The sequence below is a fragment of the Alcaligenes sp. MMA genome, from assembly GCF_020907215.1.
Taxonomy (GTDB): Bacteria; Pseudomonadota; Gammaproteobacteria; order Burkholderiales; family Burkholderiaceae_B; genus Alcaligenes; species Alcaligenes aquatilis.
Map to the genome: position 1 here is coordinate 541,060 of NZ_JAJJPP010000002.1, position 23,437 is coordinate 564,496.

The 23,437-nt window shown below is 57.1% G+C and carries 21 protein-coding genes; 8 read left to right on the top strand and 13 right to left on the bottom strand.

All coding sequences use genetic code 11. The annotated features are described in order from the left end of the window. Positions 1-7: 7 nt before the first annotated feature. The gene (gene murU / locus LNA76_RS10985) at positions 8-718 is read right to left on the bottom strand and encodes an N-acetylmuramate alpha-1-phosphate uridylyltransferase MurU (RefSeq protein ID WP_230019071.1); all 711 of its coding nucleotides are present in this window, start codon (positions 716-718) and stop codon (positions 8-10) included. Beyond that, complete coding sequence (locus tag LNA76_RS10990; protein ID WP_094195774.1) at positions 718-1,764, bottom strand: aminoglycoside phosphotransferase family protein; 1,047 nt, start codon at positions 1,762-1,764, stop codon at positions 718-720. The genes murU and LNA76_RS10990 overlap by 1 nt, the downstream gene beginning before the upstream one ends. 139 nt (positions 1,765-1,903) lie before the next feature. On the opposite strand from LNA76_RS10990, the gene LNA76_RS10995 reads away from it, so the two are divergent. The 3 genes from LNA76_RS10995 to rsmA are packed head-to-tail and all read left to right on the top strand — an operon-like array spanning position 1,904 to position 6,496. Beyond that, positions 1,904-4,261: an LPS-assembly protein LptD gene (locus tag LNA76_RS10995; protein WP_321267893.1), complete on the top strand. Its 2,358-nt coding sequence runs from the start codon at positions 1,904-1,906 to the stop codon at positions 4,259-4,261. Continuing rightward, positions 4,254-5,705, top strand: coding sequence for a peptidylprolyl isomerase (locus LNA76_RS11000; RefSeq protein ID WP_108728023.1), 1,452 nt, complete (start codon positions 4,254-4,256; stop codon positions 5,703-5,705). Before LNA76_RS10995 ends, LNA76_RS11000 begins: the two co-directional genes overlap by 8 nt. An 8-nt stretch (positions 5,706-5,713) precedes the next feature. Beyond that, positions 5,714-6,496, top strand: coding sequence for a 16S rRNA (adenine(1518)-N(6)/adenine(1519)-N(6))-dimethyltransferase RsmA (rsmA, locus tag LNA76_RS11005; RefSeq protein ID WP_094195776.1), 783 nt, complete (start codon positions 5,714-5,716; stop codon positions 6,494-6,496). Positions 6,497-6,673: 177 nt separating this feature from the next. Here rsmA and LNA76_RS11010 read toward each other — a convergent pair whose 3' ends face one another. The 7 genes from LNA76_RS11010 to glyQ all read right to left on the bottom strand — a co-directional run bounded on the left by LNA76_RS11010 (position 6,674) and on the right by glyQ (position 14,150). Then, a complete protein-coding gene (locus tag LNA76_RS11010; RefSeq protein WP_094195777.1) occupies positions 6,674-7,903 on the bottom strand; it encodes a nucleoside recognition domain-containing protein in 1,230 nt (409 codons plus the stop codon). Between the two features lie 377 nt (positions 7,904-8,280). Next, entirely contained in the window at positions 8,281-8,676 is a 396-nt protein-coding gene (gene gloA, locus LNA76_RS11015; RefSeq protein WP_003803488.1) for a lactoylglutathione lyase, read from the bottom strand. Between the two features lie 299 nt (positions 8,677-8,975). Beyond that, positions 8,976-9,857, bottom strand: coding sequence for a M48 family metallopeptidase (locus tag LNA76_RS11020; protein WP_125277026.1), 882 nt, complete (start codon positions 9,855-9,857; stop codon positions 8,976-8,978). Next, positions 9,823-10,572, bottom strand: coding sequence for a lysophospholipid acyltransferase family protein (locus LNA76_RS11025; protein WP_094195779.1), 750 nt, complete (start codon positions 10,570-10,572; stop codon positions 9,823-9,825). The genes LNA76_RS11020 and LNA76_RS11025 overlap by 35 nt, the downstream gene beginning before the upstream one ends. Position 10,573: 1 nt before the next feature. Then, complete coding sequence (gene gmhB / locus LNA76_RS11030; RefSeq protein WP_094195780.1) at positions 10,574-11,113, bottom strand: D-glycero-beta-D-manno-heptose 1,7-bisphosphate 7-phosphatase; 540 nt, start codon at positions 11,111-11,113, stop codon at positions 10,574-10,576. Further along, positions 11,113-13,245, bottom strand: coding sequence for a glycine--tRNA ligase subunit beta (glyS, locus tag LNA76_RS11035; RefSeq protein ID WP_230019073.1), 2,133 nt, complete (start codon positions 13,243-13,245; stop codon positions 11,113-11,115). The genes gmhB and glyS overlap by 1 nt, the downstream gene beginning before the upstream one ends. Then, positions 13,245-14,150, bottom strand: a complete 906-nt coding sequence (gene glyQ / locus LNA76_RS11040; protein WP_094195782.1) for a glycine--tRNA ligase subunit alpha — start codon at positions 14,148-14,150, stop codon at positions 13,245-13,247. Before glyQ ends, glyS begins: the two co-directional genes overlap by 1 nt. A 242-nt stretch (positions 14,151-14,392) precedes the next feature. On the opposite strand from glyQ, the gene LNA76_RS11045 reads away from it, so the two are divergent. Next, positions 14,393-15,160, top strand: a complete 768-nt coding sequence (locus tag LNA76_RS11045) for a crotonase/enoyl-CoA hydratase family protein (RefSeq protein ID WP_094195784.1) — start codon at positions 14,393-14,395, stop codon at positions 15,158-15,160. 39 nt (positions 15,161-15,199) lie between these two features. Then, positions 15,200-16,720, top strand: coding sequence for a fumarate hydratase (locus tag LNA76_RS11050; RefSeq protein ID WP_042483647.1), 1,521 nt, complete (start codon positions 15,200-15,202; stop codon positions 16,718-16,720). Positions 16,721-17,047: 327 nt separating this feature from the next. On the opposite strand, the gene LNA76_RS11055 is transcribed toward LNA76_RS11050, so the two are convergent. Next, complete coding sequence (locus tag LNA76_RS11055; protein ID WP_230019074.1) at positions 17,048-17,635, bottom strand: TetR/AcrR family transcriptional regulator; 588 nt, start codon at positions 17,633-17,635, stop codon at positions 17,048-17,050. Between the two features lie 133 nt (positions 17,636-17,768). Here LNA76_RS11055 and LNA76_RS11060 point away from each other — a divergent pair, with 133 nt between their 5' ends. The 3 genes from LNA76_RS11060 to LNA76_RS11070 all read left to right on the top strand — a co-directional run bounded on the left by LNA76_RS11060 (position 17,769) and on the right by LNA76_RS11070 (position 20,682). Next, a complete protein-coding gene (locus LNA76_RS11060; RefSeq protein WP_230019075.1) occupies positions 17,769-18,971 on the top strand; it encodes an MFS transporter in 1,203 nt (400 codons plus the stop codon). A gap of 24 nt (positions 18,972-18,995) precedes the next feature. Next, positions 18,996-20,207: an MFS transporter gene (locus LNA76_RS11065; RefSeq protein ID WP_230019076.1), complete on the top strand. Its 1,212-nt coding sequence runs from the start codon at positions 18,996-18,998 to the stop codon at positions 20,205-20,207. Between the two features lie 196 nt (positions 20,208-20,403). Further along, positions 20,404-20,682, top strand: a complete 279-nt coding sequence (locus LNA76_RS11070; RefSeq protein WP_230019077.1) for a hypothetical protein — start codon at positions 20,404-20,406, stop codon at positions 20,680-20,682. A gap of 180 nt (positions 20,683-20,862) precedes the next feature. On the opposite strand, the gene folK is transcribed toward LNA76_RS11070, so the two are convergent. Genes folK through LNA76_RS11085 form a run of 3 tightly spaced genes read right to left on the bottom strand, consistent with a single transcriptional unit; the run spans position 20,863 to position 23,436 of the window. Next, complete coding sequence (gene folK / locus LNA76_RS11075; protein WP_230019187.1) at positions 20,863-21,315, bottom strand: 2-amino-4-hydroxy-6-hydroxymethyldihydropteridine diphosphokinase; 453 nt, start codon at positions 21,313-21,315, stop codon at positions 20,863-20,865. A gap of 29 nt (positions 21,316-21,344) precedes the next feature. Further along, positions 21,345-22,724, bottom strand: a complete 1,380-nt coding sequence (pcnB, locus tag LNA76_RS11080) for a polynucleotide adenylyltransferase PcnB (protein WP_108728017.1) — start codon at positions 22,722-22,724, stop codon at positions 21,345-21,347. Between the two features lie 10 nt (positions 22,725-22,734). Then, positions 22,735-23,436 carry an HAD family hydrolase gene (locus LNA76_RS11085; RefSeq protein WP_094195789.1) on the bottom strand — a complete coding sequence of 234 codons (702 nt, stop codon included), beginning with the start codon at positions 23,434-23,436 and terminating at the stop codon, positions 22,735-22,737. Position 23,437: the final 1 nt, after the last annotated feature.

Below are 23,437 nucleotides of genomic sequence, written 5' to 3' on the forward strand. Positions count from 1 at the left end.
TATCAGTTTACTGTGAGGGTGCTAACGATTCCAAGTGTTGGTTTAGCTGGCTTAATCGTTCGGGGGTGCCCACATCCATCCAGAAACCTGGATGCAGGCTGCCCAGTACTTGATGGCGATCAATGGCGGCGTGTAACAAAGGAGCGGCTTTGGCTGGCTGATCTTTAGGCAGGTGCGCAAAGAGTCCGGGCTTGTAGACTCCTATGCCGCTCAAGGTGGCGCTACGGGCTGCCGCACAGGCTTTGGCGCATAGATGCAATTGTCCTTGCTGCATGCCAAAGTCGCCTTCGGGGTGGTGGGGTGGGTTGGGGGTCAGGATCAACCAGGCCTGCTCCGGGCCGGCTTGCAGGCGCTCGGCCATGGCAAAGGCCTGTGCCGGATCCCAATCACACCAGATATCGCCATTCATTAACAAGAAAGGCTGGCCTTGGAAAAAATCCAGTGCCCTGGCAATGCCACCGGCCGTTTCCAGGGCGGTTTCTTCTGGTGAGTAGCTCAGGCGCAGTCCCCATTGGCTGCCGTCCCCCAGGGTGGATTCAATCTGCTCGCCCAACCAGGCGTGGTTGATGATGACGTCACGAAAGCCCGCTTTGGCCAGCGCACGCAAATGCCAGATGATCAGTGGCTGGCCGCCGGCCGGAATCAGAGGCTTGGGGCAGGTGTCGGTTAAGGGGCGCATGCGCTCGCCTCGACCCGCCGCCAGAATCATGGCGCGCATCAGACCGTCATGCCTAAAACAGTTTGGCGGCCTTCCAGACGGTTCAAGAGGCGCAGCAAACCGTTGAAGCTTTCGTAGCGGCTGGCCACTTGGTGTACATACCCGAGCAGGCGGGGCATGTGATCCAGGTAATGGTGTTTGCCGTCACGCAGAGAAAGGCGGGCAAAGACACCCAGAATACGCAGATTGCGTTGCAGGCCCATCCATTCGTATTGCTGGTGGAAGACGGCGAAGTCGGCGGGGACATCCAGACCGGCCTCCATGGCGGCTTGCCAATAGCGAATTGCCCAGTCCAGTTGCTGCTCCTCTGTCCAGGTTACGCGCGCGTCCATGACTAAAGAGGCAATGTCATAAGTGATGGGGCCGGCCAAGGCATCCTGATAGTCAATGACGCCAGGCTCTGTCTGGCCGGGCAGGGGCATCATCAAATTAGGGCTGTGGAAATCCCGGTGCACGAGTACAGTAGCGCTTTGCACATTGCCCTGAACCAGTTCGGCAAAGGTCTTGCGCAACATGGCCTGATCTTTTTCATTCAGCTCAAACTGGCGGTGCTTCTGTATGTACCATTCGGGGAATACTTGCAGCTCTTCTAGCAGGCGCTGTTCGTTGTACTCAGGCAAGCCCGTGGTGTCCGCTTGTTGCAATTTCACCAGGGTCAGCAGCGTACTGCGGTACAGTTTGTCCAGCTCGCTTTGTGGCAAGGGGTTTTTCAGGGCGGTCTGGAAATTGTCCTGGCCCAGGTCGCTCAATAGCAAGAAACCTTGCTCGGTATCAGCCGCCAGGATCTCGGGCACATGAATACCAGTAGGTGCCAGCAGTTCGGTAACGTGTATAAAGGGTTTGCAGTCTTCAGTGGCGGGGGGGGCATCCATCAAAACGACGCTGCGGTCCTGGGCCTGAAGGCGAAAGTAACGGCGAAAGCTGGCGTCGCTGGAGGCCATTTGCAGGCTGTCGACATCCAGCCCAAAGCGGGATTTCAGGGTGTTCAGCCAAGAGATTGCTTGCTGCAAACGAGGGTCGGTAGCGGCAGAAATAGAAGCAGACATAAATAAAGGAAGCAGAAGATCGTAACGGATTAGTGTTTAGCAGTGCCGCTAAACGGCAGGCTTAACTATAATACCGGGTCGCCAGGGTTTTTCATCTGGTGCGAACAAATGGCAGGACACAACTGGAGGCGCAGTCTTAGTGCGAGTTGCGGCGTGGTATATCGTGTTGATGATGACAGGCATGGGGGTCGCCCAGGCTGAGTCGTCCGTGCGTCCGTCTTTAAAGACGTCCCCCGGTTTGCAAGTGCGCAAACTCCAGGAAGAGGACATGGCTGTCTATTTAATAGGCGATCAGATGAAAACGCTACAGGACGGTACGTTGCGTCTGGAAGGCGGTGCTCAGGTTCGGCGCATTGACTCTGTGGTCAAAGGTGATCGGATCGACTATCAGGAAAAAACCGGCCAGGTGCAAGTCCGTGGCAATGGCTTGATCATGCGTGACGGCGCTTTGGTGCGCAGCCAGGAATTTGATTACAACCTGGATGCCGATACCGGGCGCATGTCATCGCCGGAGTTCTGGTTGGGTGCAACGGGTGGCAGGGGAACGGCGACGCAGGCTGACATTCTCAGCTCTAATCATATGCGTTTGTCTGACGTGAATTATTCGGGTTGCCCATGTCCTGAGCCGTCCTGGTATATCCAGTCGTCCAAAGTAGACCTGTATTCCAAGGAAAATGAAGGGGTGGCGCGTAATGGCGTCCTGTATTTCAAGGGTGTCCCCCTGTTGTACTCCCCCTACTTGACCTTCCCGTTGCGTAAAGAGCGCAAGTCGGGTTTTCTGTTGCCTACTTACGGCATGACTACGCGCGGTGGTTTGGACCTGAGCGTGCCGTATTATTTGAATCTGGCGCCGAATTACGATGCTACCCTGACGCCGCGCCTCATGAGCAAGCGCGGTGTCATGCTGGGCGGTGAATTCCGTTACCTGGGTGACAGCTTCTCCGGAGAGCTGACGGGTAACTACCTGCCTGATGACAACGAGCTGGGCTACAAACGTTGGCTGTTCATGGGGCAGTATCGCCAGAGCCTGCCCGCCAGCTTTTATCTGAATGCCGATATTCGCCGGGTGTCGGATGACGATTACTTTCGTGACTTCAGCAGTTTTGGCCTGAATGATTCGACTATTCAGGATCTGGCCAGCACAGTGACGCTGGGGTGGGGCGGTTCCAAATATTTCCGCTCCCACGTCAGTGCGACACGTTATCAGACCTTGCAGGACTCCAGTACCGGTTACCGCCAACCACAATACGACAAATTGCCTGAATGGTATTTGGGAGCATCCCGTTATAACTGGGGTGGCTTTGATGTGGTCAGCGATAACTACGCAACCCGTTTCCGCTTGCCGTTTTACAGCGGTAACCTGAGCGAGTTCGACAATATGCGCAGCACCCGTCTGGCTCCAGATGGTACGCGTTTCTCGTCCTATACGACGGTGGCTTACCCTGTCGTTCGCCCAGGCTGGTATATCACGCCGAAAGCGGGCTTGCACATGAGTCAATACCAGACGGACTGGTATGTGGGTGACCCCAATATGGCCAGGTTCGCAGACCGCTCCCGTACGCAAAGTCGCGTGCTGCCCATTCTGTCTCTGGATTCGGGCATGACTTTCGAGCGCGACACCACCTTGTTTGGCAATGACTCCATCCAGACCCTAGAGCCGCGTGTGTACTATTTATATGTGCCTTATCGCGACCAGTCTACGCTGCCCTTGTACGACACCAGTCTGGCCAGTTTCAACTTTGCCCAGGCCTTTAGCGAAAACATCTTCTCGGGTGGTTGGGACCGTATTTCCAATGCGAACCAGGTGACGGTGGGTTTGACTTCCCGTTGGTTGGATGCCGACACCGGCTACGAGCGTCTGGTTCTGCAGGCTGCTCAGCGTTTGTATTTTGATAAGCAAACTGTCACCTTGGGCGATGAAAAGGCGCGTACCAGCACCCGTTCGGACTACCTGGTCGGTGCCAGTGCCGCCTTGACCAATACGTTCTCGGTCAATTTCGATGCACAATTTAACCCTGACGAAAAACGCCGCAACCGTCTGGCTTCCGGTATTCGTTGGCGTCCCAAACGTCTGGCCACACTGGGTGTGAATTATCGTTATGAACGTGACCCGCGTCAGGTTGTGGATCCTTTTTTTACGCCTACCGAGGAAGATCATCGTGGCAAGGAATACGTCTCCATGACGGGCCAATGGCCCTTGAGCAACAAGCTGTATGCGGTGGGGCGTTACGATTACTCCATTCAGGAAAGCCGTGGTACACAGACGGTGTTGGGCTTGGAGTACAAAGGTGATTGCTGCTGGGCGGCGCGAGTGGTTCTGCAACGCTATGCGGTTTCGGCCAGGGAAACCAATAAAGCCATGTTCTTCCAGCTGGAGCTGTCCGGTTTGGGCGGCATTGGCAACGACCCTATCAAAATGTTGCGTGATCGCGTGATCGGCTATGAACCCATCTCGGACCCCGTACAGGAAAAAATGATTCATGAGAGGTATGAATAATATGCGTTTCAGCTTGAAAAACCGCAGCCTGTCATTGGCTTTGATGGCCGTCATGGGGCTGGGTACGGCTCACATGGCTCAGGCGCAATCCAAGCCCGCTGCAAACAAGGCAGCACCGGCTGCCGCCTCCCAGTTTGTGGACGGCATTGCTGCCGTGGTCAATGACGAGGTTATTACCTTGCGTCAAGTTGATCTGGAAGCGGCTCAAGTGCTGGAACAGCTCAAACGCCAAAAAATTCCGACTCCTGAGCAAGACGTTTTGCGTAAACAGGTTTTACAACGTCTGATCAACGAGCGTCTGGAGCAGCAGGAAGCGCGTGCCATGGGCATTTCTGTCGGCCCTCAGCAGGTGGATGAAGGCATACGCATGATTTCCTCGCGCAACAATATGACTGAAGCCCAGTTGCGTGCCGAGATTGAAAAAAATGGCATTACTTGGGAACAGTATCGTGCCAATCTGAAGCAGGAAATTCTGCTGGATCAGTTGCGTATGCGTGCGGTCGACAGCAGCATCAATATTACGGATGCCGATATCGATATTTATCTGCGCTCTCAAGGTGGTGCGGGTTTGGGTAATTTGGGGCAGTCCGCTGCACAAAGCCAGAATGCGCCCGTTGCCCTGGCGCAGATTCTTGTGCGGGTGCCTGAAGGCGCCAACGCGAGTGAAGAAGCCCGTTTGCGTACCAAAGCTGAAGGTCTGTTGGCCCAAGCTCGTTCGGGGGCAGACTTTGCGGGTTTGGCTGCGTCCAACTCGGACGGTCAGGAAGCCCTGAATGGCGGTGTGATGGGAAGCCGTTCACTGTCCGACTGGCCTGATTTGTTCGCACAAGCTGTTCATAACCTGGCTCCCGGCCAGGTTTCCAACCTGATCCGCAGTGGTCAAGGTTTTCACATTCTGAAGGTGCTGGAGCGTGGCGGCGCTGCGCCAAGCAATACCTCGCCTGTGGCCAGTGCGACATCGGCCCAATCGGGTCCCATGATGGTGACTCAGACGCATGCTCGCCACATTCTGGTCAAGCTCTCCAAGGTCATGACCTCCGAGCAGGCCCGTCAACGTATTGAGCAATTGCAAGTGCGTTTACGCAACGGTGAGTCCTTCCAGGATCTGGCCAAGCGTTACTCGGAAGACAGCAGTGCGCCACAAGGTGGTGATTTGGGTTGGCTCTCGCCCGGTGAGACAGTACCTCCGTTCGAGCAAGCCATGGACAAGTTGCAACCTGGCAACGATACCGCCGTGGTCGAGTCCCAGTTTGGCTGGCACTTGATCCAGGTTATCGAGCGCCGTACCCGCAATATGGAAAACGAGTACAAGCGTATGCAGGCTCGTCAGGCCCTGTTCCAGCAGCGCGCCGAGCCTGCTTTTGAGGACTGGCTGAACAGCTTGCGTGGCCGTGCTTACATTGATAACCGTTTGGACCCCGAGTCCAGCACCCGCCGTCGCTAAGGACAGGTATGGCCCAGCATCAGGCGCGCAAGCGCTTTGGACAGAACTTTCTGGAAGATGAGGCCATCATCGACCAGATCATCCGTGCGATTGGCCCTCGGCCTGTCGATAATATGGTGGAAATTGGTCCGGGCCTGTCGGCCCTGACCCGACCATTGACGCAGGCGCTGGAGCGCTTGCGCGTGGTCGAGATTGACCGCGATCTGGCGGCTCGCCTGCGTCATCATTATTCGCCCAACAAGCTGGAAATCATTGAGGCTGATGCCTTGAGCGTGGATTTCGGTGCCTTGGGCCCGAATCTGCGTATTGTGGGCAACCTGCCTTACAACATTTCCAGTCCTTTGCTGTTTCATTTGCTGGACTATGCCGATGCCGTGCTGGACCAGCATTTCATGCTGCAACGGGAAGTGATCGACCGCATGGTCGCCAAACCCGGCTCCTCGGATTACAGCCGATTGTCGGTGATGTTGCAGGCACGCTATCGCATGACCAAGCTATTTGAAGTGCCGCCCGAGGCTTTCAACCCACCGCCGCGAGTGGTGTCCGCCGTGGTGCGCATGGTGCCTTTGCCCGCTGACCGTGCCCAGGCCCGTGATGCAAAGGTGTTCAGCCAGGTTGTGGCCCGCGCGTTCGCGCAAAAGCGCAAGATGTTGCGCGGTGGTCTGGGTGACTGGACACCCCATATTGATTGGGAGGCCTTGGAAATTGCGCCGACCAGTCGGCCTGCTGATTTGTCCTTGGAAAAGTACATTGCGCTGGCCGATCACCTGATGGATAAGGGCGTTCTATAAGCCGCCAGATGCACAACACTCCCTAATGAATGACACTCCAAAAATTGGACCTTGATCCTGTTTTGGGGTGTTTTTCATGGTGGGCCCTGTTAAGGCCACACCTTACTGCGATAATCAATCCTTCTTGGCTGAGTCTGCTGGGGCGATGCTTCTGACTCTCACGCTGAGCCTTGGCTCCTAGCCGAAGAACCAATAACAAACAGCGATGGCGGCCAGTACGCCAGCCAGATCGGCAATCAAGGCGCAGGAAACGGCGTGGCGAGCACGTTGTATGCCTACCGCACCAAAATACACGGCCAGCACATAGAACGTGGTTTCGGTACTGCCTTGCACCGTTGCGCCCAGTAGCGCGGGGAAGCTGTCTACACCGTGATGCTGCATGGTTTCGATCAGCAAGGCGCGAGCGGCACCGGCCGAGAAGGGCTTGACCAAGGCGGTAGGCAGGGCATCAATAAAGCGTGTATCCAGCCCGATCAGGTTGACCAGCCAGCGGATCATGTCCAGCACGATATCCAGGGCACCAGAGCTACGCAGCACGCCTACTGCACACAACATGGCAACCAGATAAGGCAGTAGATCCTTGGCGACGCCAAAGCCCTCTTTGGCGCCTTCTACAAAGGTTTCATAGAGCGGCACCTTGCGGCGCCATCCGATAAGCAGAAACAGCCAGATAATGGACAGCAGGGTCAGGTTACCCAGCAAGGAAGAAAGCGACTGGATAGCCGCAGCGCTAAGTGTGGCTAGCAAGGCCATGAAAGAGCCCAGGATCAGCGCAAATACCCCAAACCACAACATCAGCACCGGATCAAACAGACGCAGGCGCTGCACCAGGGCCACGCTGAGCAATCCGGCCAGTGAGGAGGCGGTGGTGGCCAGCAGAATGGGCAGAAACACCATCGTGGGGTCCGGTGCGCCTTGTTGAGCCCGGTACATGAAAATGCTGATGGGAATCAGCGTCAGTGACGAGGCATTCAGCACCAGAAACAGGATCTGAGCGTTGGTGGCGGTGTCCGGATGCGGGTTCAGTGTTTGCAGCGACTTCATGGCCCGCAAACCTATGGGCGTGGCGGCATTGTCCAGGCCCAGGCCATTGGCGGCGAAGTTCAGGGTGATCAAGCCCAAAGCGGGGTGACCGGCAGGCACGCCAGGCATCAGGCGGCTGAACAGTGGTCCCAGCCAGCGAGCCAAGGTGTCGATCAGCCCGGCTTTCTCGGCAATCTTCAAGAAACCCAACCACAGGGTGAGCGTGCCAAAAAGCAGCAGCATCAGTTGCACGGACAGGGCGGCCATATCGAACAAGCTGCGCACCATCTGCGCGAAAATTTCGCTATTGCCCCCGACCAGCCACTGGTAAAAACCGCTGACGGCGGCGATCAGGAAGAAAAGCAGCCAAAGAGTATTGAGCATAGTGTTGGCAGTAAACAGGGCAGGGACAAGCCAAGCTAGATTGTCGCAGAATCCAGGCGGGTTTTAGCGGCTACGCTATGTAAGGGTGTTGGCACAAATAGTCGCAAAATAGGACTCGAGTCGCTTGGCTCTGATTTTGAACTTGAAACCACCTGATCGGGAAGCGATCAACCTTGTTTTGGACCTAGTTTGATCGCTGGGGATTAGCCGTCTTCAAATCTGAACAGCAGGTGGAGCGAAGAAGGCCTTACGATGACTGTAGTATCTGGCTGCCCTAGAGCGTAGTAAGTACAAGCAGTCGTAGGGAGGCAATCACCAGTCGTAGAGTGTCCAGGGGCGCCATAAAAAAACCGGCCTGCTACGGCCGGTTCTGTTTTTTAATCCACGCGCCCTTTGGCCTGGATCAGTTCAATCTTGTAGCCGTCCGGGTCTTCCACAAACGCAATCACGGTGGTGCCGTGCTTCATGGGACCGGCCTCGCGTACGACCTTGCCGCCGCGCGCCTTGATGTCCTCACAGGCTTTGTAGGCATCAGGCACTTCCAGGGCGATGTGGCCATAGCCATTACCCAGATCGTAGGAGGGGGTGTCCCAGTTGTGGGTCAGCTCCAGTACGGCGGCTTCGGACTCGTCCTGATAGCCCACAAAAGCCAGGGTGAAGCGGCCGTCCGGGTAGTCGGACTGGCGCAGCAATTTCATGCCCAGTACTTCGGTGTAAAAGGCCAAAGAACGGTCCAGATTGCCGACACGCAGCATGGTGTGCAGGATACGCATAAGGTAGAGCTCCTAGAGTTCAGCCTGCCTTAGGGCCTGTTGACATTAAAAGGAGGCCCCACACTGGCCGGTATTCAGGCAGCAGGCTAGGCGCACAGGCCGCCGCGTGGTGGTTCCACGCAAGGCATGGGCAACAACGTATGCTGTCTGAATACCGGCCAGCCCGAAAGGGTGAATATGCAAACGGGCGCCTGCCTGCGTTGCGAATGCTCGCCGTAGTCCCGCTACGGCTGTGCTTCGCGTCTTGCCATGCGCGTGTTTGCATATTCATGTGAGGCTCCTTTTAATGTCAACAGGCCCTAAAGCAGGGGCAGGGTGACTGGATCATATTGTCGTAACTGATTGCGCGCATTGACAAAATCAGGGTAGAGCGATTCGACTAAAGCCCAGAAACGTGGGCCGTGATTCATCTCTTGCAGATGCGCGACCTCGTGAGCGACGACGTAATCAATGATGGATGGGTGAAAGTGTATCAGGCGCCAGTTCAGCATGATCGTGCCGTCACTGTTGCAGGATCCCCAGCGTTTGGCGGGGGCGGCCAGACGCAGTTTTCTGGCGCTCAGGCCTGACAATTCCAGATAATGCGCCAGACGCTGCTCAAACCAGAGCCGGGCCTGTTTTTGCAGCCAGGCTTGGGTCAGCTCCTGAACGCGCTGGGCCTCGGCATCGACGGGTAAGGGCAGGGACAAGCGCTGGCCGTGTTGGGCTTGGCTGATCAGGCCTTCAAACTGAACTTGTTGAATCTGTGGGTTCAGGCTAAGGCGAATGGGTACGCCCATAAAGGGCAGGGTATCGCCATCAACCCATTGCAGGCTTTGCAAGGCCAATTGTTCGCGACGCTGTTGGTATTCGCGCAGCTTGCGCAGTATCCAGGCGCTTTTGCTGTGCAGGACTTGTTCGGCCTGGCTGAGCTTTACCCAGGAAGGCATGGCAACGGTCAGGCCACTGTCGTTAATGGTCAGACCCAGGGTGCGACGTCGAGAGCGTTTGAGTTGATAGCCAATGGTGTGGCCATCCAGTTCGACTTGTTGCCACTGAACGCCTTCGGGCAAGGTGTCAGGCCGGATGGTCAAGACCTGGTTGGGCGGCAAAGCAGAACCAGCGGGCGGCTTTTCTTGCCGCTGCGCCGGGTGGGGAAAGGCCGTGTCAGGAAACAGAGCCAGTTGCGGGGGGACCGTCATAGCGTTCCGGGTTCAAGACGCGCATTTCGGTTTCAATCCATGTCTGTACGCGTTGGTTGACTTCTTCAGGGCTCAGCCCGGTGGGATCAATGGGAGGCCCAAAAGAGATAGTAACCAAGCCCGGCGTCTTGATAAAGGCATTGCGACGCCAGCATTCGCCCGCATTGTGGGCGACGGGGATGACCGGTGTGCCGGTACGGGTGGCCAGCAAGGCTCCCCCCATTTTGTAGCGGCCTGTTGTGCCAGGGGCGGTGCGAGTCCCTTCCGGGAACAAGAGGGGCCAGCGGCCCTCGTCAATGCGCTGCTGCCCGACCTTGATGACTTGTTCAAAGGCATCCCGGCCTTTGGCGCGATCAATCGGGATCATGCGCAACAAGGCCAATCCCCAACCGAAGAAGGGGACTTTGTGTAGCTCGCGCTTGTAAACAAAACACACCTGTCGCGGCATGTAGGACGGAAAGAACAATGTTTCCCAGGCTGACTGGTGCTTGGACAGGATGATGGCCTTGCCATCGGGCAGGTTTTCCCAGCCCTTGGTCTGCCAGCGTATGCCCAAAATCGTGCGGGCCCCCCAGACCGCCAGACGCGGCCAGCCGGTGGTTACGCGGTAGCGTATATCCAGTGGCAGCGGTGCCATCAGCAGGCTGACAAAGGCATAGGGGATGACGGTAATCAACAAAAAGAGTTGATAGAGTGAAGCGCGGATAATGCCCATATCAGTTTCCGTGGAGCCATTTGTCGACAACAGCGGCCAGATCGGCCTCGACGCGCGTGCCGTCGGGCAAGCCGCCTTTCTCTAGAGTACGCATGCCTTTGCCAGTCTGGACCAACCAGGGAGCACAACCGGCTTGGCTGGCCGCCTGCAGATCGCGTAAGGAATCGCCCACCGAGGGTACGGTTTTCAGGTTCACTTCATAGCGGTGTGCGATATCGTGAAACATGCCAGGGGCTGGTTTGCGACAGGTGCAGCCATCATCAGGGCCGTGCGGGCAAATAAAGATGGCGTCGATAAAACCACCCAGCAAGGCCAGTTCGCGGCGCATCTTGGCATGGATGGCGTTTAGCGTGGTCATGGAGAACAAACCACGCGCCAGACCGGACTGGTTGGTGGCAATGACCACCTTCCAGCCGTTTTCGGTCAGGCGTGCCAAGGCCTCCAGACTGCCTGGAATGGCTTCCCACTCTTGTGGGCTTTTGATAAAGGCATCGCTGTCATGGTTGATGACACCGTCCCGATCAATGATGGCAAGTTTCACTAGTTAGCTAGCCTGGAAAGATCAGCAACCTGGTTCATCAGTGCGTGCAGCTTGGCCAGCAAGGCCAGACGGTTGGCACGGACGGCTGGATCTTCTGCCATGACCATGACGTCCTGGAAGAAGGTATCCACAGCACCACGGGCCTGAGCCAGGGTGGCCAGGGACGCGTCAAACTCGCCGGCTTCAAATTGGGCCTGAGCAACAGGCTGCAATTGCTCAATCTTGGCAGCCAGCTCGCGCTCGGCAGGTTCGACCAGCAGTTTGTCGTCCAGCGTGGCCAGTTTACCTTCGGCTTTCTTGAGCAGATTGCTGACACGCTTGTTGGCGGCAGCCAGACTCTCGGCTTCAGGGCGTTGGGCGAAGGAGGCGCAAGCTTGGATACGGGCGTGAACCTGTTCCAGCGGTGGGCGCAAAGCCAGCACGGCATCCACCACGCTGCGCTCGTAATCGTTGCTGAGCTGGTTACGGTAGCGTTCGTAAATGAAGGTTTGAACCGCGTCTACCGTGTCAGCAGCCAGGGCAACGTCCTTGAAGAAGGATGCCGTGGTGTTCAGCAGCGTATCCAGATTCAGGCTATTGGCCTTCAACTGGGCACCGGCTTGTAGCTGTTCGTAGGCGCTGATCAGGCCCAGAGCCGCGCGGCGCAGGGCGTAGGGGTCGCGTTCACCTGTAGGAGCCAGACCAATGCCCCAGATACCGACCAGAACCTCGGCGCGCTCGGCCAGGAACAGAATGGCCTGGGTCAGGCTGGCTTCTGTGACTGGCTGGTCCAGACGGTGACGGTATTGCTCACGAATCGCCAGCACGATGTCCTCGGGCTCGCCATCGCCTTGGGCGTAGTAAGCACCCATCACACCTTGCAGTTCGGGGAATTCGCCCACCATATTGGAGTTCAAGTCCGCCTTGGCCAGAAGCGCGGCACGACGGGCGTGCTCTTGATTGGCACCCAACTGCTTGGCGATGTAGCCAGCGACGGACTGCAAGCGTTCGATACGGTCCAGTTGTGAACCCAGCTTGTTGTGGTACACGCTGCCAGCCAGTGTAGGAACACGCTCGGCCAGAGTCTGTTTGCGATCAGTTTCAAAGAAGAACTGGGCGTCCGCCAGACGGGGGCGAACCACGCGCTCGTTACCTTCAATGATGTTGCTGGGATCGTCCACCTTCATATTGCTGACGATCAAAAAGCGATTGGTCAGTTTTTGGGTGGCGGGGTCAAACAGTGGGAAATACTTTTGATTCAGACGCATGGTCAGAATCAGGCACTCGGAAGGCACTTGCAGGAATTGCTCGTCGAACTGGCCCACGTACACGGTGGGGTATTCGACCAGAGCGGTGACTTCGTTCAGCAACGCTTCCACTTCGGGATCGTCGCCCAAGGTGGAGTTCAGGCGTTTGGCTTCAGCTTCCAGGTCGGTGCGAATCTGTTCGCGGCGTGTCTCGAAGGACGGAACGACCCAGCCTTGTTCCTGGACTTGGGTGGCCCAGCTATCGGCATCACGGATGTCGAAGGGGGCATCGCACATGAAGCGGTGGCCGTGTGTTTGACGACCGGCTTGCAGACCCAGGGCGCTGACGGGAACGATGTCCGAACCCCACAGGGCGACCAGACCATGGGCAGGGCGCACAAAGCGCACGCTGCTGACACCATCGGCCAACTGGTAGCGCATCACTTTAGGGATGGGCAGGTGGGTAATGGACCATTCCAGGGCTTCTTGCAGGCCGTCTTTCAGCGCCGCGCCGGTGGCTATGCCGCTGGCGTACAGGTAATCCTGCTTGCCATCGGATTCGCGCAGCAGGTCGCTGGCTTTCAGATGTTCCAGACCTTTGGCAGCCAGGCGTTTGGCCAGAGCCGGGGCGATCTCGCCGTTGGCATCCAGGCCAATATGGGCGGGCATCAGTTTTTCGGTGTAAGGCTGGTCTTTAGCTTGCTGGTAAGCAGCGCTGAACCAGGCAGCCAAGCGGCGTGGCGTCGCGTAGGCACGCACTTCACAGTTCGGTGCCAGCAGGGCTTGCTCGCCCAATACTTTTTGCAGACCTTCACTAAAGGCCTGACCTAGCTGTTGCAGCGCTTTGGGGGGCAGTTCTTCAGTGAACAGTTCAATCAGCAAAGGCTGTGTCGTGGAGGCGTTCATTACTTGGCCTCCGAGGATGTGTTGCTCAGCATGGGGAAACCTAGGCGTTCGCGGGAGTCGTAGTAAGCCTGTGCGACAGCGCGGGACAGATTGCGGATACGGCCAATATAGGCAGCGCGCTCAGTCACACTGATGGCGCCGCGTGCATCGAGCATATTGAAGGTATGGGCCGCTTTCAGCGTTTGCTCGTAAGCGGGCAGGGCCAGCGGCACGTCAATGATGCGCTTGGCTTCGGCTTCGTAGTCGTTGAAATGCGCAAACAGCACATCGGTGCTGGCGTGCTCGAAATTGTAGGTGGATTGCTCGACTTCGTTCTGGTGGAACACGTCGCGGTAGTAAATGCGCTGGCCGTTGTGACCTTCGGTCCAGACCAGATCGTAGACGCTTTCCACGCCTTGCAAGTACATGGCCAGACGTTCCAGACCATAGGTGATTTCGCCCGTGGTCGGCGTGCAATCCAGGCCGCCTACTTGCTGGAAGTAGGTGAACTGGGTGACTTCCATCCCGTTGAGCCAGACTTCCCAGCCCAGACCCCAGGCGCCCAGTGTCGGGTTTTCCCAGTCGTCTTCAACAAAACGGATGTCGTGCGCCTTGGGATTGATGCCCAAGGCTTCCAGCGAGCCGATATACAGATCCAGAATGTTTTCAGGTGCGGGCTTGAGCACGACCTGAAACTGGTAATAGTGTTGCAGGCGGTTGGGGTTGTCCCCGTAGCGCCCGTCTTTGGGGCGGCGCGAAGGTTGTACATAGGCAGCGCGCCAGGGTTCGGGACCAATAGCCCGTAAAAAGGTTGCCGTATGAGAGGTTCCGGCACCGACTTCCATGTCGTAGGGCTGAAGCAGAGCGCATCCGTGCTTGTCCCAGTATTGCTGGAGCGTAAGTATGATTTGCTGAAAGGTGAGCATGAGCAATGGCCAGTAAAGCGAGAAGCTGCAAAATTTTTCTATTTTAGCGTGAACTGCGCCCTTGCAGCAGAAAAGCGCCCGCAATGGGCTATTTTGGCCGTCCGGGCCATGGGCAAGGCCGCTGTGTACCGGGCGGTCAAGTTGTTTTTAGACGTATCATATGCGTTTGTCCAAATACGGCTTATTTGCTGACCCGATCTTGAAACACAATCCCGGGCAGCAGTCTATAGGAGGCTAGGTCCATGAGTGAACTTGTCACGCTTGAACGTATCGGCAAGGTGTTGTTGATTACCTTGAACCGTCCCGAGGCACGCAATGCCATCAACCTGGAAACGGCGCAGGCGCTGGCTCAGGCTCTGGATGAGTTTGATGCCGACCCCAGCATTGCCGTAGGCGTGCTGACCGGCGCTAACAATACGTTCTGCGCCGGTATGGATCTGAAAGCCTTTGCCAAGACGGGGCAGCGCCCTTATGTAGGCGACCGCGGCTTTGCCGGTATTTGCGAGCGCCCGCCTGCCAAGCCATTGATTGCCGCTGTGGAAGGCTACTGTCTGGCCGGTGGTTTTGAAATTGCCTTGTCCTGCGACCTGATTGTTGCGGCCGACAGCGCCAACTTTGGTCTGCCTGAAGTGAAACGCGGCATCGTTCCTGGATCGGGCGGCATGGTGCGTTTGCCAAGCCGCGTTCCTTACCATATGGCCATGGAAATGGTGTTGACCGGCGGGATGTACCCCGCGGCCCGTATGGCAGAACTTGGGTTGGTCAGCCGTCTGGCCGAGCCAGGCAAAGCCACTGAGCAGGCCCTGGCACTGGCCGAGCAGATTGCTGCCAATGGTCCTTTGGCTGTGCAAACTGCCAAGAGCATTATTTCCCAGTCGCGCGACTGGCGTCAGTCGGATCTGTTTGATCTGCAACGCCCTCGTATCGCTGCCATCTTCACCTCTGCAGACGCCAAGGAAGGCGCGACGGCCTTCGCTGAAAAGCGCGAGCCTGTCTGGCAGGGCAAATAGTTTCCCCTTGTTCATTCCGTTTTTTATATAGACGCCACCATGACCACGATCAAAGAAGACGATCTGATTCAGTCCATCGCTGATGCGGTGCAGTTCATCAGTTACTACCATCCCACCGACTATCTGGAGCATCTGGCCCGCGCCTACGAGCGCGAGCAGAACCCGGCGGCCAAAGATGCCATCGCCCAGATTCTGACCAACTCGCGCATGTGTGCCGAGGGCCACCGCCCCATCTGTCAGGACACCGGGGTGGTGAACGTATTCCTGAAAGTGGGCATGGGTGTGCGCTTTGATACCAAGCGCTCCTTGCAGGAGCTCTGTGACGAGGGGGTACGTCGCGGTTATTTGAATCCGGATAACCCGCTGCGGGCCTCCATCCTGAACGACCCCTTGTTCACGCGCAAGAACACGCGCGACAACACACCCTGTATTGTGAATGTCGAACTGATCGCTGGGGATCAGGTCGACATTCAAGTGGCAGCCAAGGGTGGTGGTTCAGAAAACAAGAGCAAGTTCGTGATGCTCAACCCCAGCGATTCTCTGGTTGATTGGGTACTCAAGACCGTTCCTACGATGGGCGCTGGCTGGTGTCCTCCGGGCATGCTGGGTATTGGCGTTGGCGGCACAGCCGAAAAAGCCATGCTGATGGCCAAAGAAGCCCTGATGGAAGACATCGATATGTACGAGCTGCTGCAACGCGGCCCGCAAAGCAAGCTGGAAGAGCTGCGTATCGAGCTCTACGAGAAGGTCAATGCCTTGGGTATTGGCGCTCAGGGTCTGGGTGGTTTGACCACCGTGCTGGACGTGAAGATCAACACCTTCCCGACCCACGCCGCTTCCAAGCCTGTCGCCATGATCCCCAACTGTGCGGCGACCCGTCACGTGCATTTCTCGCTGGATGGCAATGGCCCAGCCGAGCTGGCACCTCCACCGCTGTCGGCCTGGCCTGACATTCACTGGGCACCGGATTACAACAAGTCCCGCCAGGTGAATCTGGACGAGCTGACTCCTGAAGAAGTGGCTTCCTGGACGCCAGGTCAGACCTTGCTGCTGTCGGGCAAGATGTTGACGGGCCGTGACGCCGCTCACAAGCGTATTCAGGACATGCTGGAAAAGGGCGAGTCCCTGCCAGTGGACTTCACCAACCGCGTGATTTACTACGTGGGCCCGGTTGATCCTGTGCGTGACGAAGCCGTGGGTCCAGCAGGCCCAACCACCGCCACTCGCATGGACAAGTTCACCGAGATGATGCTGGCCAAAACCGGCCTGATCTCCATGATCGGTAAGGCCGAGCGTGGCCCAACCGCGATTGAAGCGATTCGTGCCCACAAATCGGCCTACCTGATGGCCGTGGGTGGTTCCGCGTACCTGGTATCCAAGGCTATTCGCAACGCGAAAGTGGTGGCTTTTGAAGACCTGGGCATGGAAGCCATTTACGAGTTCGAGGTCCAGGATATGCCTGTGACCGTAGCCGTGGATTCGCAAGGCGTGTCCGTGCACAACACTGGCCCGGCCGAGTGGCGCAAGCGTATTGCAGAGATCTCTTTGGTCGCTGTGTAAGACGTGAAGTGGGAAGCTTGGGCTTCCCGGCTTTGTCGATGAAAAACCCGCATGAGTGTTTCTGGTCTGCTTGTAAAAGCAGTGTCAGCACAACATTCAATGCGGGTTTTTTTTATGGCTGGCGTTTATGTGGCCTTTACTTGCTTGCCAGGACGTTTCGGCTTTTGGGACGGCTCATCATCGCCGCAAAAACCAGGACCGTATATTTCTCGCCGCTCAAGAAGTCGCGTAAAACAGAATTCGATTTGTTGATCTGCCTGTCGCTAGAAGCAGATACTCCCAGGCCTGCTCTTTGCCGGGACTCTGGCTGCTTTGAGCATCACCCGTTCAGGACTTGATCAGCAAGCCGCGCAGCAACAAATCCATTGCTGCCAGCCCCTTCACCAAGCGGGCATCGCCATCCTCTCCCTGGGCAATCCAGAATGCGGCTTCAGCCAGACTGCCGTAAATCAGGGAAGCCAGGGCGTGGGGATCGGCCTGTTCAATCCGGCCTTGATCCATCAGTGCCTGAATCAGGCCTTCCATGGAACCGACACAATATTGATGTGATTCGGGTGAGGCGCCACCCAGTACGGCTTTGGCATCACACAAGACAATGCGCTGCATTTCCGGCTCCAGTGCCATTTCCAGATAGGCATGGCAGCGGCGTACAAACCCGTCCCAGGCATCCTCGGCATTGTTTGAAATAGCCTGCAGGCGTTCATCCATTTCTGCATCGATCTGATCGACCACCGCCGCCAGCAAACCTTTTTTGTCGCCGAAGTGATGGTAGAGCGCGCCGCGTGTCAGACCTGCTTGGGCCGTCAATTCGTCCATGGATGTGTCGGCATAACCACGCTCTGCAAAGAAAGTGCGGGCGGTGGCCAGCAGGGTGGCGCGGGTTTCTTCCATCTCGGCGCGGGTACGGCGTGCCATAGTTTCTCCTTACATACGGACTGAATGTATATTTACATGCGAGACGTATGTATATATCATTTTAAACATACGCCTTGTATGTATTGTCGACGCATCACCGTGTCGTGGCAAGCGGGCGTCCACGGAGAATGTAATGGCTCAGCCTTATCGAGAACTTTTTGCCGCGCCCGGCACACGGGGTTTTGCCCTGGCCGGGCTGCTGGCCCGGATTCCGCTGCCCATGATAGGGATAGGAATCATCACCATGCTGTCGCAATTGCGGGGCAGCTATGCCTTGGCGGGGGCGGTGTCCGCCACTTTTGTCCTGACCTATGCGCTGTTGTCGCCGCAAGTGTCCCGTTGGGTGGACCAGCGTGGGCAAAGTCGTGTCCTGCCGCTGGCAACAGCCATCAGTGTGCTGGGCCTGCTGCTCTTGTTGGGGGCGAGCTGGTGGCAAGCGCCTGATTGGATCTTGTTTGCAGGCGCGGTGCTGGCCGGTTTCATGCCCAGCATGTCGGCCATGGTGCGTGCACGCTGGACGGCGATTTACCGTGGTCAGGATCGTTTGCAAACGGCATATTCGTTGGAAACCGTGCTGGATGAAGTCACCTTTATTGCCGGGCCGCCTTTGTCGGTGGGCTTGGCTGTTTTGGTGTTTCCGCAAGCCGGTGTGCTGGCTGCTGCGCTATTGCTGGTAGTCGGCGTGTCGGCCCTTCTGCTGCAAAAAGGCAGTGAACCACCAATCCAGATGCAGGAGCAGGGCAGTCGCCCTTCGGTCCTGCGTCTGAATAGTGTGCGTCTATTGGCCCTGTTGATGGTCGCCATGGGGGTGATCGTGGGCACCGTGGATATTGTCAGCGTGGCTTTTGCCGAGCAGATGGGGCAGCCGGGGGCGGCCAGTCTGGTGCTATCGGCTTATGCCTTGGGTTCTTGCGTGGCGGGTCTGGTGTTTGGTGGTTTGAAGCTGAATATTCCTTTGCATCGTCTGCTTTTAGTAGGTGGTTTGGCTACCGCTGCCACGACCTTGCCTTTATGGCTGGTGGCCAGCGTGGCTCAGTTGGCAGGGGCGGTCTTGCTGGCTGGTCTGTTTTTCGCTCCCACCATGATTGTTGCCATGTCGCTGGTTGAGCGTGTGGTGCCGGAGCAGCAGTTAACCGAGGGCATGACCTGGTTGCTGGCTGGTCTGAATATTGGTGTGGCCATGGGGGCTGCCGCTTCGGGACAGATGGTGGATCAGGGCGGAGCTAGTTCTGGTTTTATGGTCGCGCTCTATGCCGCTGCCTTGATCGTCTTGCTTGCCTTGTTCAGCCATCAACGTTTGCGCAAACCTGTAACGGCTCGTTCCTGCGCTGTTTAGCCTTCTTTCCTTGAATATTTAGCGATGAATACCTCTTCTCTATCCATGGCCGGGCAGCCCGGCAAGCGGCAGTCCTGGTTGGCGGTTGGCGCTGTTGGCTTGGCCACCTTTTCAGTGGTCACCACAGAAATGTTGCCCGTAGGTTTGTTGACCCCCATTGCAGACAGCTTGCAGACCTCTACGGGGACGGCTGGTTTGTTGATTTCCTTACCTGCCTTATTGGCCGCTTTGTTTGCGCCGCTGGTGGTGTTGGTTTCTGGTGGCGTGGATAGGCGACGCATCCTGTGCGGTTTGCTGGCCTTGTTGGTGGTGGCCAATATTGCGTCTGCCCTGGCTCCCAGCATTGTCTGGATGCTGGCTGCCCGTGTACTGGTCGGCTTTTGCATGGGAGGGATCTGGGCCATTGCGGGGGGGTTGGCCTCTCGTCTGGTTCCGGCTCAGTCTGTGGGGTTGGCAACCTCGATCATCTTCGGTGGGGTCGCCGCGGCTTCTGTATTGGGCGTGCCCTTAGGCGCCTTGATGGGCGATCTGCTCGGGTGGCGCTGGGCCTTTGGCGGCATGGCGCTACTGAGCGCTTCGGTGCTGATCTTCCATCTGGCCGTGATTCCTCCTCTGTTCGTGTCGTGCTCGACCACATGGCGTCAGTTCGTCGAGCAATTTGGCAATCGGCGGTTATGGTTTGGCTTGCTGCTGACCTTGATGCTGGTTGCGGGGCATTTCAGCGCGTTTACCTTTGTGCGTCCTCTTTTGCTGTCTGTTTCCGGCATAGGCTCTGAATGGATAGGGGGCTTGTTGTTCGCTTATGGTGTGGCCGGGATTGTGGGCAATTTCCTGATCGGGATTTCGGCGGCGCAACGCACTGAAGCCAGCTTGATGGCGATAGCGTTGGGTATAAGCATCACTGCTTTGCTTTTCTTGACAGTGGGTGGTTCACCGCTGGGTGGAGGTGTGATTTTGCTGCTTTGGGGCCTGGCCTATGGCGGGGTGTCGGTTGGGCTGATGAGCTGGATGATGAAGGCTGCAGCCAATGCTGTTGAGGTCGCCACTGCGTTGTACGTAGCTGTCTTCAATATCGGCATAGCGCTTGGCTCCTGGCTGGGTGGGCAGTTTGTGGACGCCTATGGCTTGAGTGCAAATCTGGGGCTGGCTGGCTTGGCCTCTTTTGTTGTGTTTTTGCTGCTGTTCGGAATAATTTTGCGACATAAAAGCTGTGCGAAAAAACAGGGCCCAGACTGATTTTCCCGGTCCAGCAAGGGCGCAAGCGCGGGTTATTGCTTATTGGTGACTTGGAGCAGCACTGCGACGATGTTTGTCAGAACTCCTTGAAATATTCTGTACATTGTTATGTTGTACGGTATAGGGATGCTTTCTGGCTGACCTCCCCTTATGGGCACACAATGTCGGTATGGGTGGTCTTAATTAAGGGCCTTGTATGACGCAACTTCAGCGCTCCACAACTATTCCGCAGCTCAACCCCACTATTTGGAACACTCTTGAGCTCGTGCGCTTACGCCAAACTCCTTGGCACAAGAAACAAGCCGTTTTTGAACAATTACAGTCGCTGGGATTAGTCCAAGCCATCCCGCAAACGACGCAAACTCCTTCCCCTTTTCCCGCTCCTTTGATTGCCATGTTGACCGAAGAAGGGCGGCAACTGCTGGAAGCCCGATCCAATCATCAGGACGCGCTGATCAAGCTCTTGGACGCCTAGCGCGCAAAAAAAACGTTAATAGGCCGGTGTCGATGACAGCGGCCTGTACAGCGTTTGCAGGGAGTCTTTCTTGCTCGCTCCAAGGAGCTGGCCGGGGTGTAGTCACCCCTTATTTCAGTCACTAGCAGCCTTGTCACGCATTGATGACGCAAAAAGGTGGCAAGTTGATCCTGCGTGCAATTAGTCCAGGCGCCAGATGCCCTGGTCTTTCACCGAGTCCAGCAGGGTGCTTATGTGGCCTTGGGCCAGTTCAAGTTCAGGAGCCAGGTCTGCCAGCGGAACCAGCACAAAGGCACGCTCGTGCATGCGGGGATGTGGCACGATCAGCCGTTCCGTATTGATCTGCTCTTGCCCGTAAAGCAGCAAGTCCAGATCCAGGGTACGGGGTGCATTACGGTACAGGCGTGTGCGGCCGTGCTCGTGCTCGATGGCTTGCAGAAGATCCAACAAGGCCTCGGGTGCTAGGGTGCAGGTGAAGCGGACGACAGTATTGACGTAATCCGGGCCACTGGAATCGACGGGAGCCGTGCTGTAGAAATGGGCCAGCGTCAGATCCTGGATGCCAGCAGTAGCGGCCAGTTCAGCCGCTGCTGTTTCCAGAGTTTGCCGTGCCTCACCCAGATTTGCGCCCATAGCCACAAAAACGGTGGTGTTGCCTGGGATCACGACTCGTTTGCGCCTGCTGAGTTGCTGCGCTTGGCATTGGAGCGGCGACGACGTGTGCGGCGCTGACCACTGCGCGAGCCAGTGGCGGCGGTGCCAGCAGGTTTGCGCACGGCGATCATGGCGCTGCGCTCTTCATCGCCCGCATCAGCCAGATCCATCCACCATTGTGCCTGTACGCTATCGATCTCTTTGGCTTCGGCGCGTAGTTGTAAAAAGTCCACAGCGGCACGGAAACGAGGTTGTTCCGTCATGCGCCAGATGGCGCGGTTGGCGATGCGTTCAAAACGGGGCTGCATGAACCAGATTTCGCGCATATCCGACTGGAAGCGCTTTTGAATCGGCATGATGCGGCTTTGTTTTTCCAGGATTAGGTCGGCGGCCTCCAGCAAGGCTTGCTGGGGATGCATGTCCTGAGCGCTGCGTCGGTCCCACTCCTGCTTGACCAGTTTCCAGAGCAGGCAGGCATAGATAAAGCTGGGGCTGACCGATTTACCGGCGCGAACGCGGGTATCGGTACGGGCCAGGGCCATATCCAGAAATTCTGAGCCACCAGGCAGACGTTGAACTGGTTCCACCATGGGCAAGAGCTTGCTGTGCAGACCCAGCGCCTGCAGGCGCTGGATGCAGTCCATGGCATGGCCGCAGTTCAGCAACTTGAGGGTTTCGTCAGCCAGACGGGATTCGGGCACGTTCTCGATCAGGCGCGACAAGGAACGAATCGGCGCGTCGGTCGTGGGTTCGATGGTGGCATCCAGCTTGGAGGCAAAGCGCACGGCGCGTAGCATGCGGACCGGGTCTTCACGATAGCGGGTTTGCGCATCACCAATAATACGTACCTGACGGTCTTTCAGATCGGCTACCCCGTTGTGGTAGTCGATAACGGTTTCGGTCAGAGGATCGTAGTAAAGCGCGTTCAGCGTGAAATCACGGCGGGCGGCATCGTCTTCGATGGTGCCGTACTCGTTGTCGCGCAGGATCCGGCCATGTTCGTCGGTCTGCTTGCCGCTATCGTCAGCCCGGAACGTCGAGGTTTCGATGATTTCCTGGCCAAACACCACGTGAACCAGGCGGAAGCGGCGGCCAATAATGCGGGCGCGACGGAACAGGGGGCGGATTTGCTCGGGCGTGGCGTTGGTCGCCACGTCAAAGTCCTTGGGTTCCAGGCCCACCAGCAAATCGCGCACCGCGCCGCCCACGACATAGGCTTGATAGCCTTCGTGGTTCAGCACTTCGCACACTTTGATGGCATGGCGTGAGACCAGACGCCGGTCTATGCCATGTTCTTCACGTGTGTAGCGGCGCGGCCCTTTGGGACGCGCGCTTTTGGCTGGTTTGAGCAGCCGGTCGACAAATGTTTTTATTGTTCGCTTGAGCATGCGTCTGATTTTACGATTTGCTGTCCATCATGTCAGCGAACAAATCGATGACGAGCCAATTACGTTCGGTCGCCACGGCGCGCAGCTTGTCGCTGGGGTTGGTCGCCACAGGGTCGGTCACCACTTCCATCAGGGGCAGATCATTGGGCGAATCGCTGTAGAACCAGCTGCGCTCGAAGTCAGCCAGAGATTTGCCCATGGTTTGGAGCCATTGCTCCACACGGGTAATCTTGCCAGCCTGAAAGCTGGGCACACCGCTGATCTTGCCGGTGTAGCGGCCATCTTTCATTTCAGGGGTAGTGGCGATCAAGTGGTCTACGTCCAGTGCGGCGGCAATGGGACGCGTCACAAATTCGTTGGTGGCCGTCACAATCGCTACCAGATGGCCCTGGTCCTGATGCTGGGCCAGCAGCTCGCGGGCAGCGGGGCTGATCGAGGGCAGGATCACGGCCTGCATGAATTCGTCTTGCCAGGCCAGCAACTCTTCCTGGCTGGCGTTGGTGAGCAGGCCCAACATGAATTCGGCCGATTCTTCGGCCGTCAATAATCCCTGGTTATAGCGTTCCATCAGGTCTTCATTCAGACGGATGGCTTCGGCGGGGTCACCGACGCGGCCAGTACGGGCCAGGAAGTCAGCCCACTGGTAATCGCTATCTAAAGGAAGCAGAGTGTGGTCCAGATCAAACAGGGCAATAAAAGAAGAAGCAGTCATG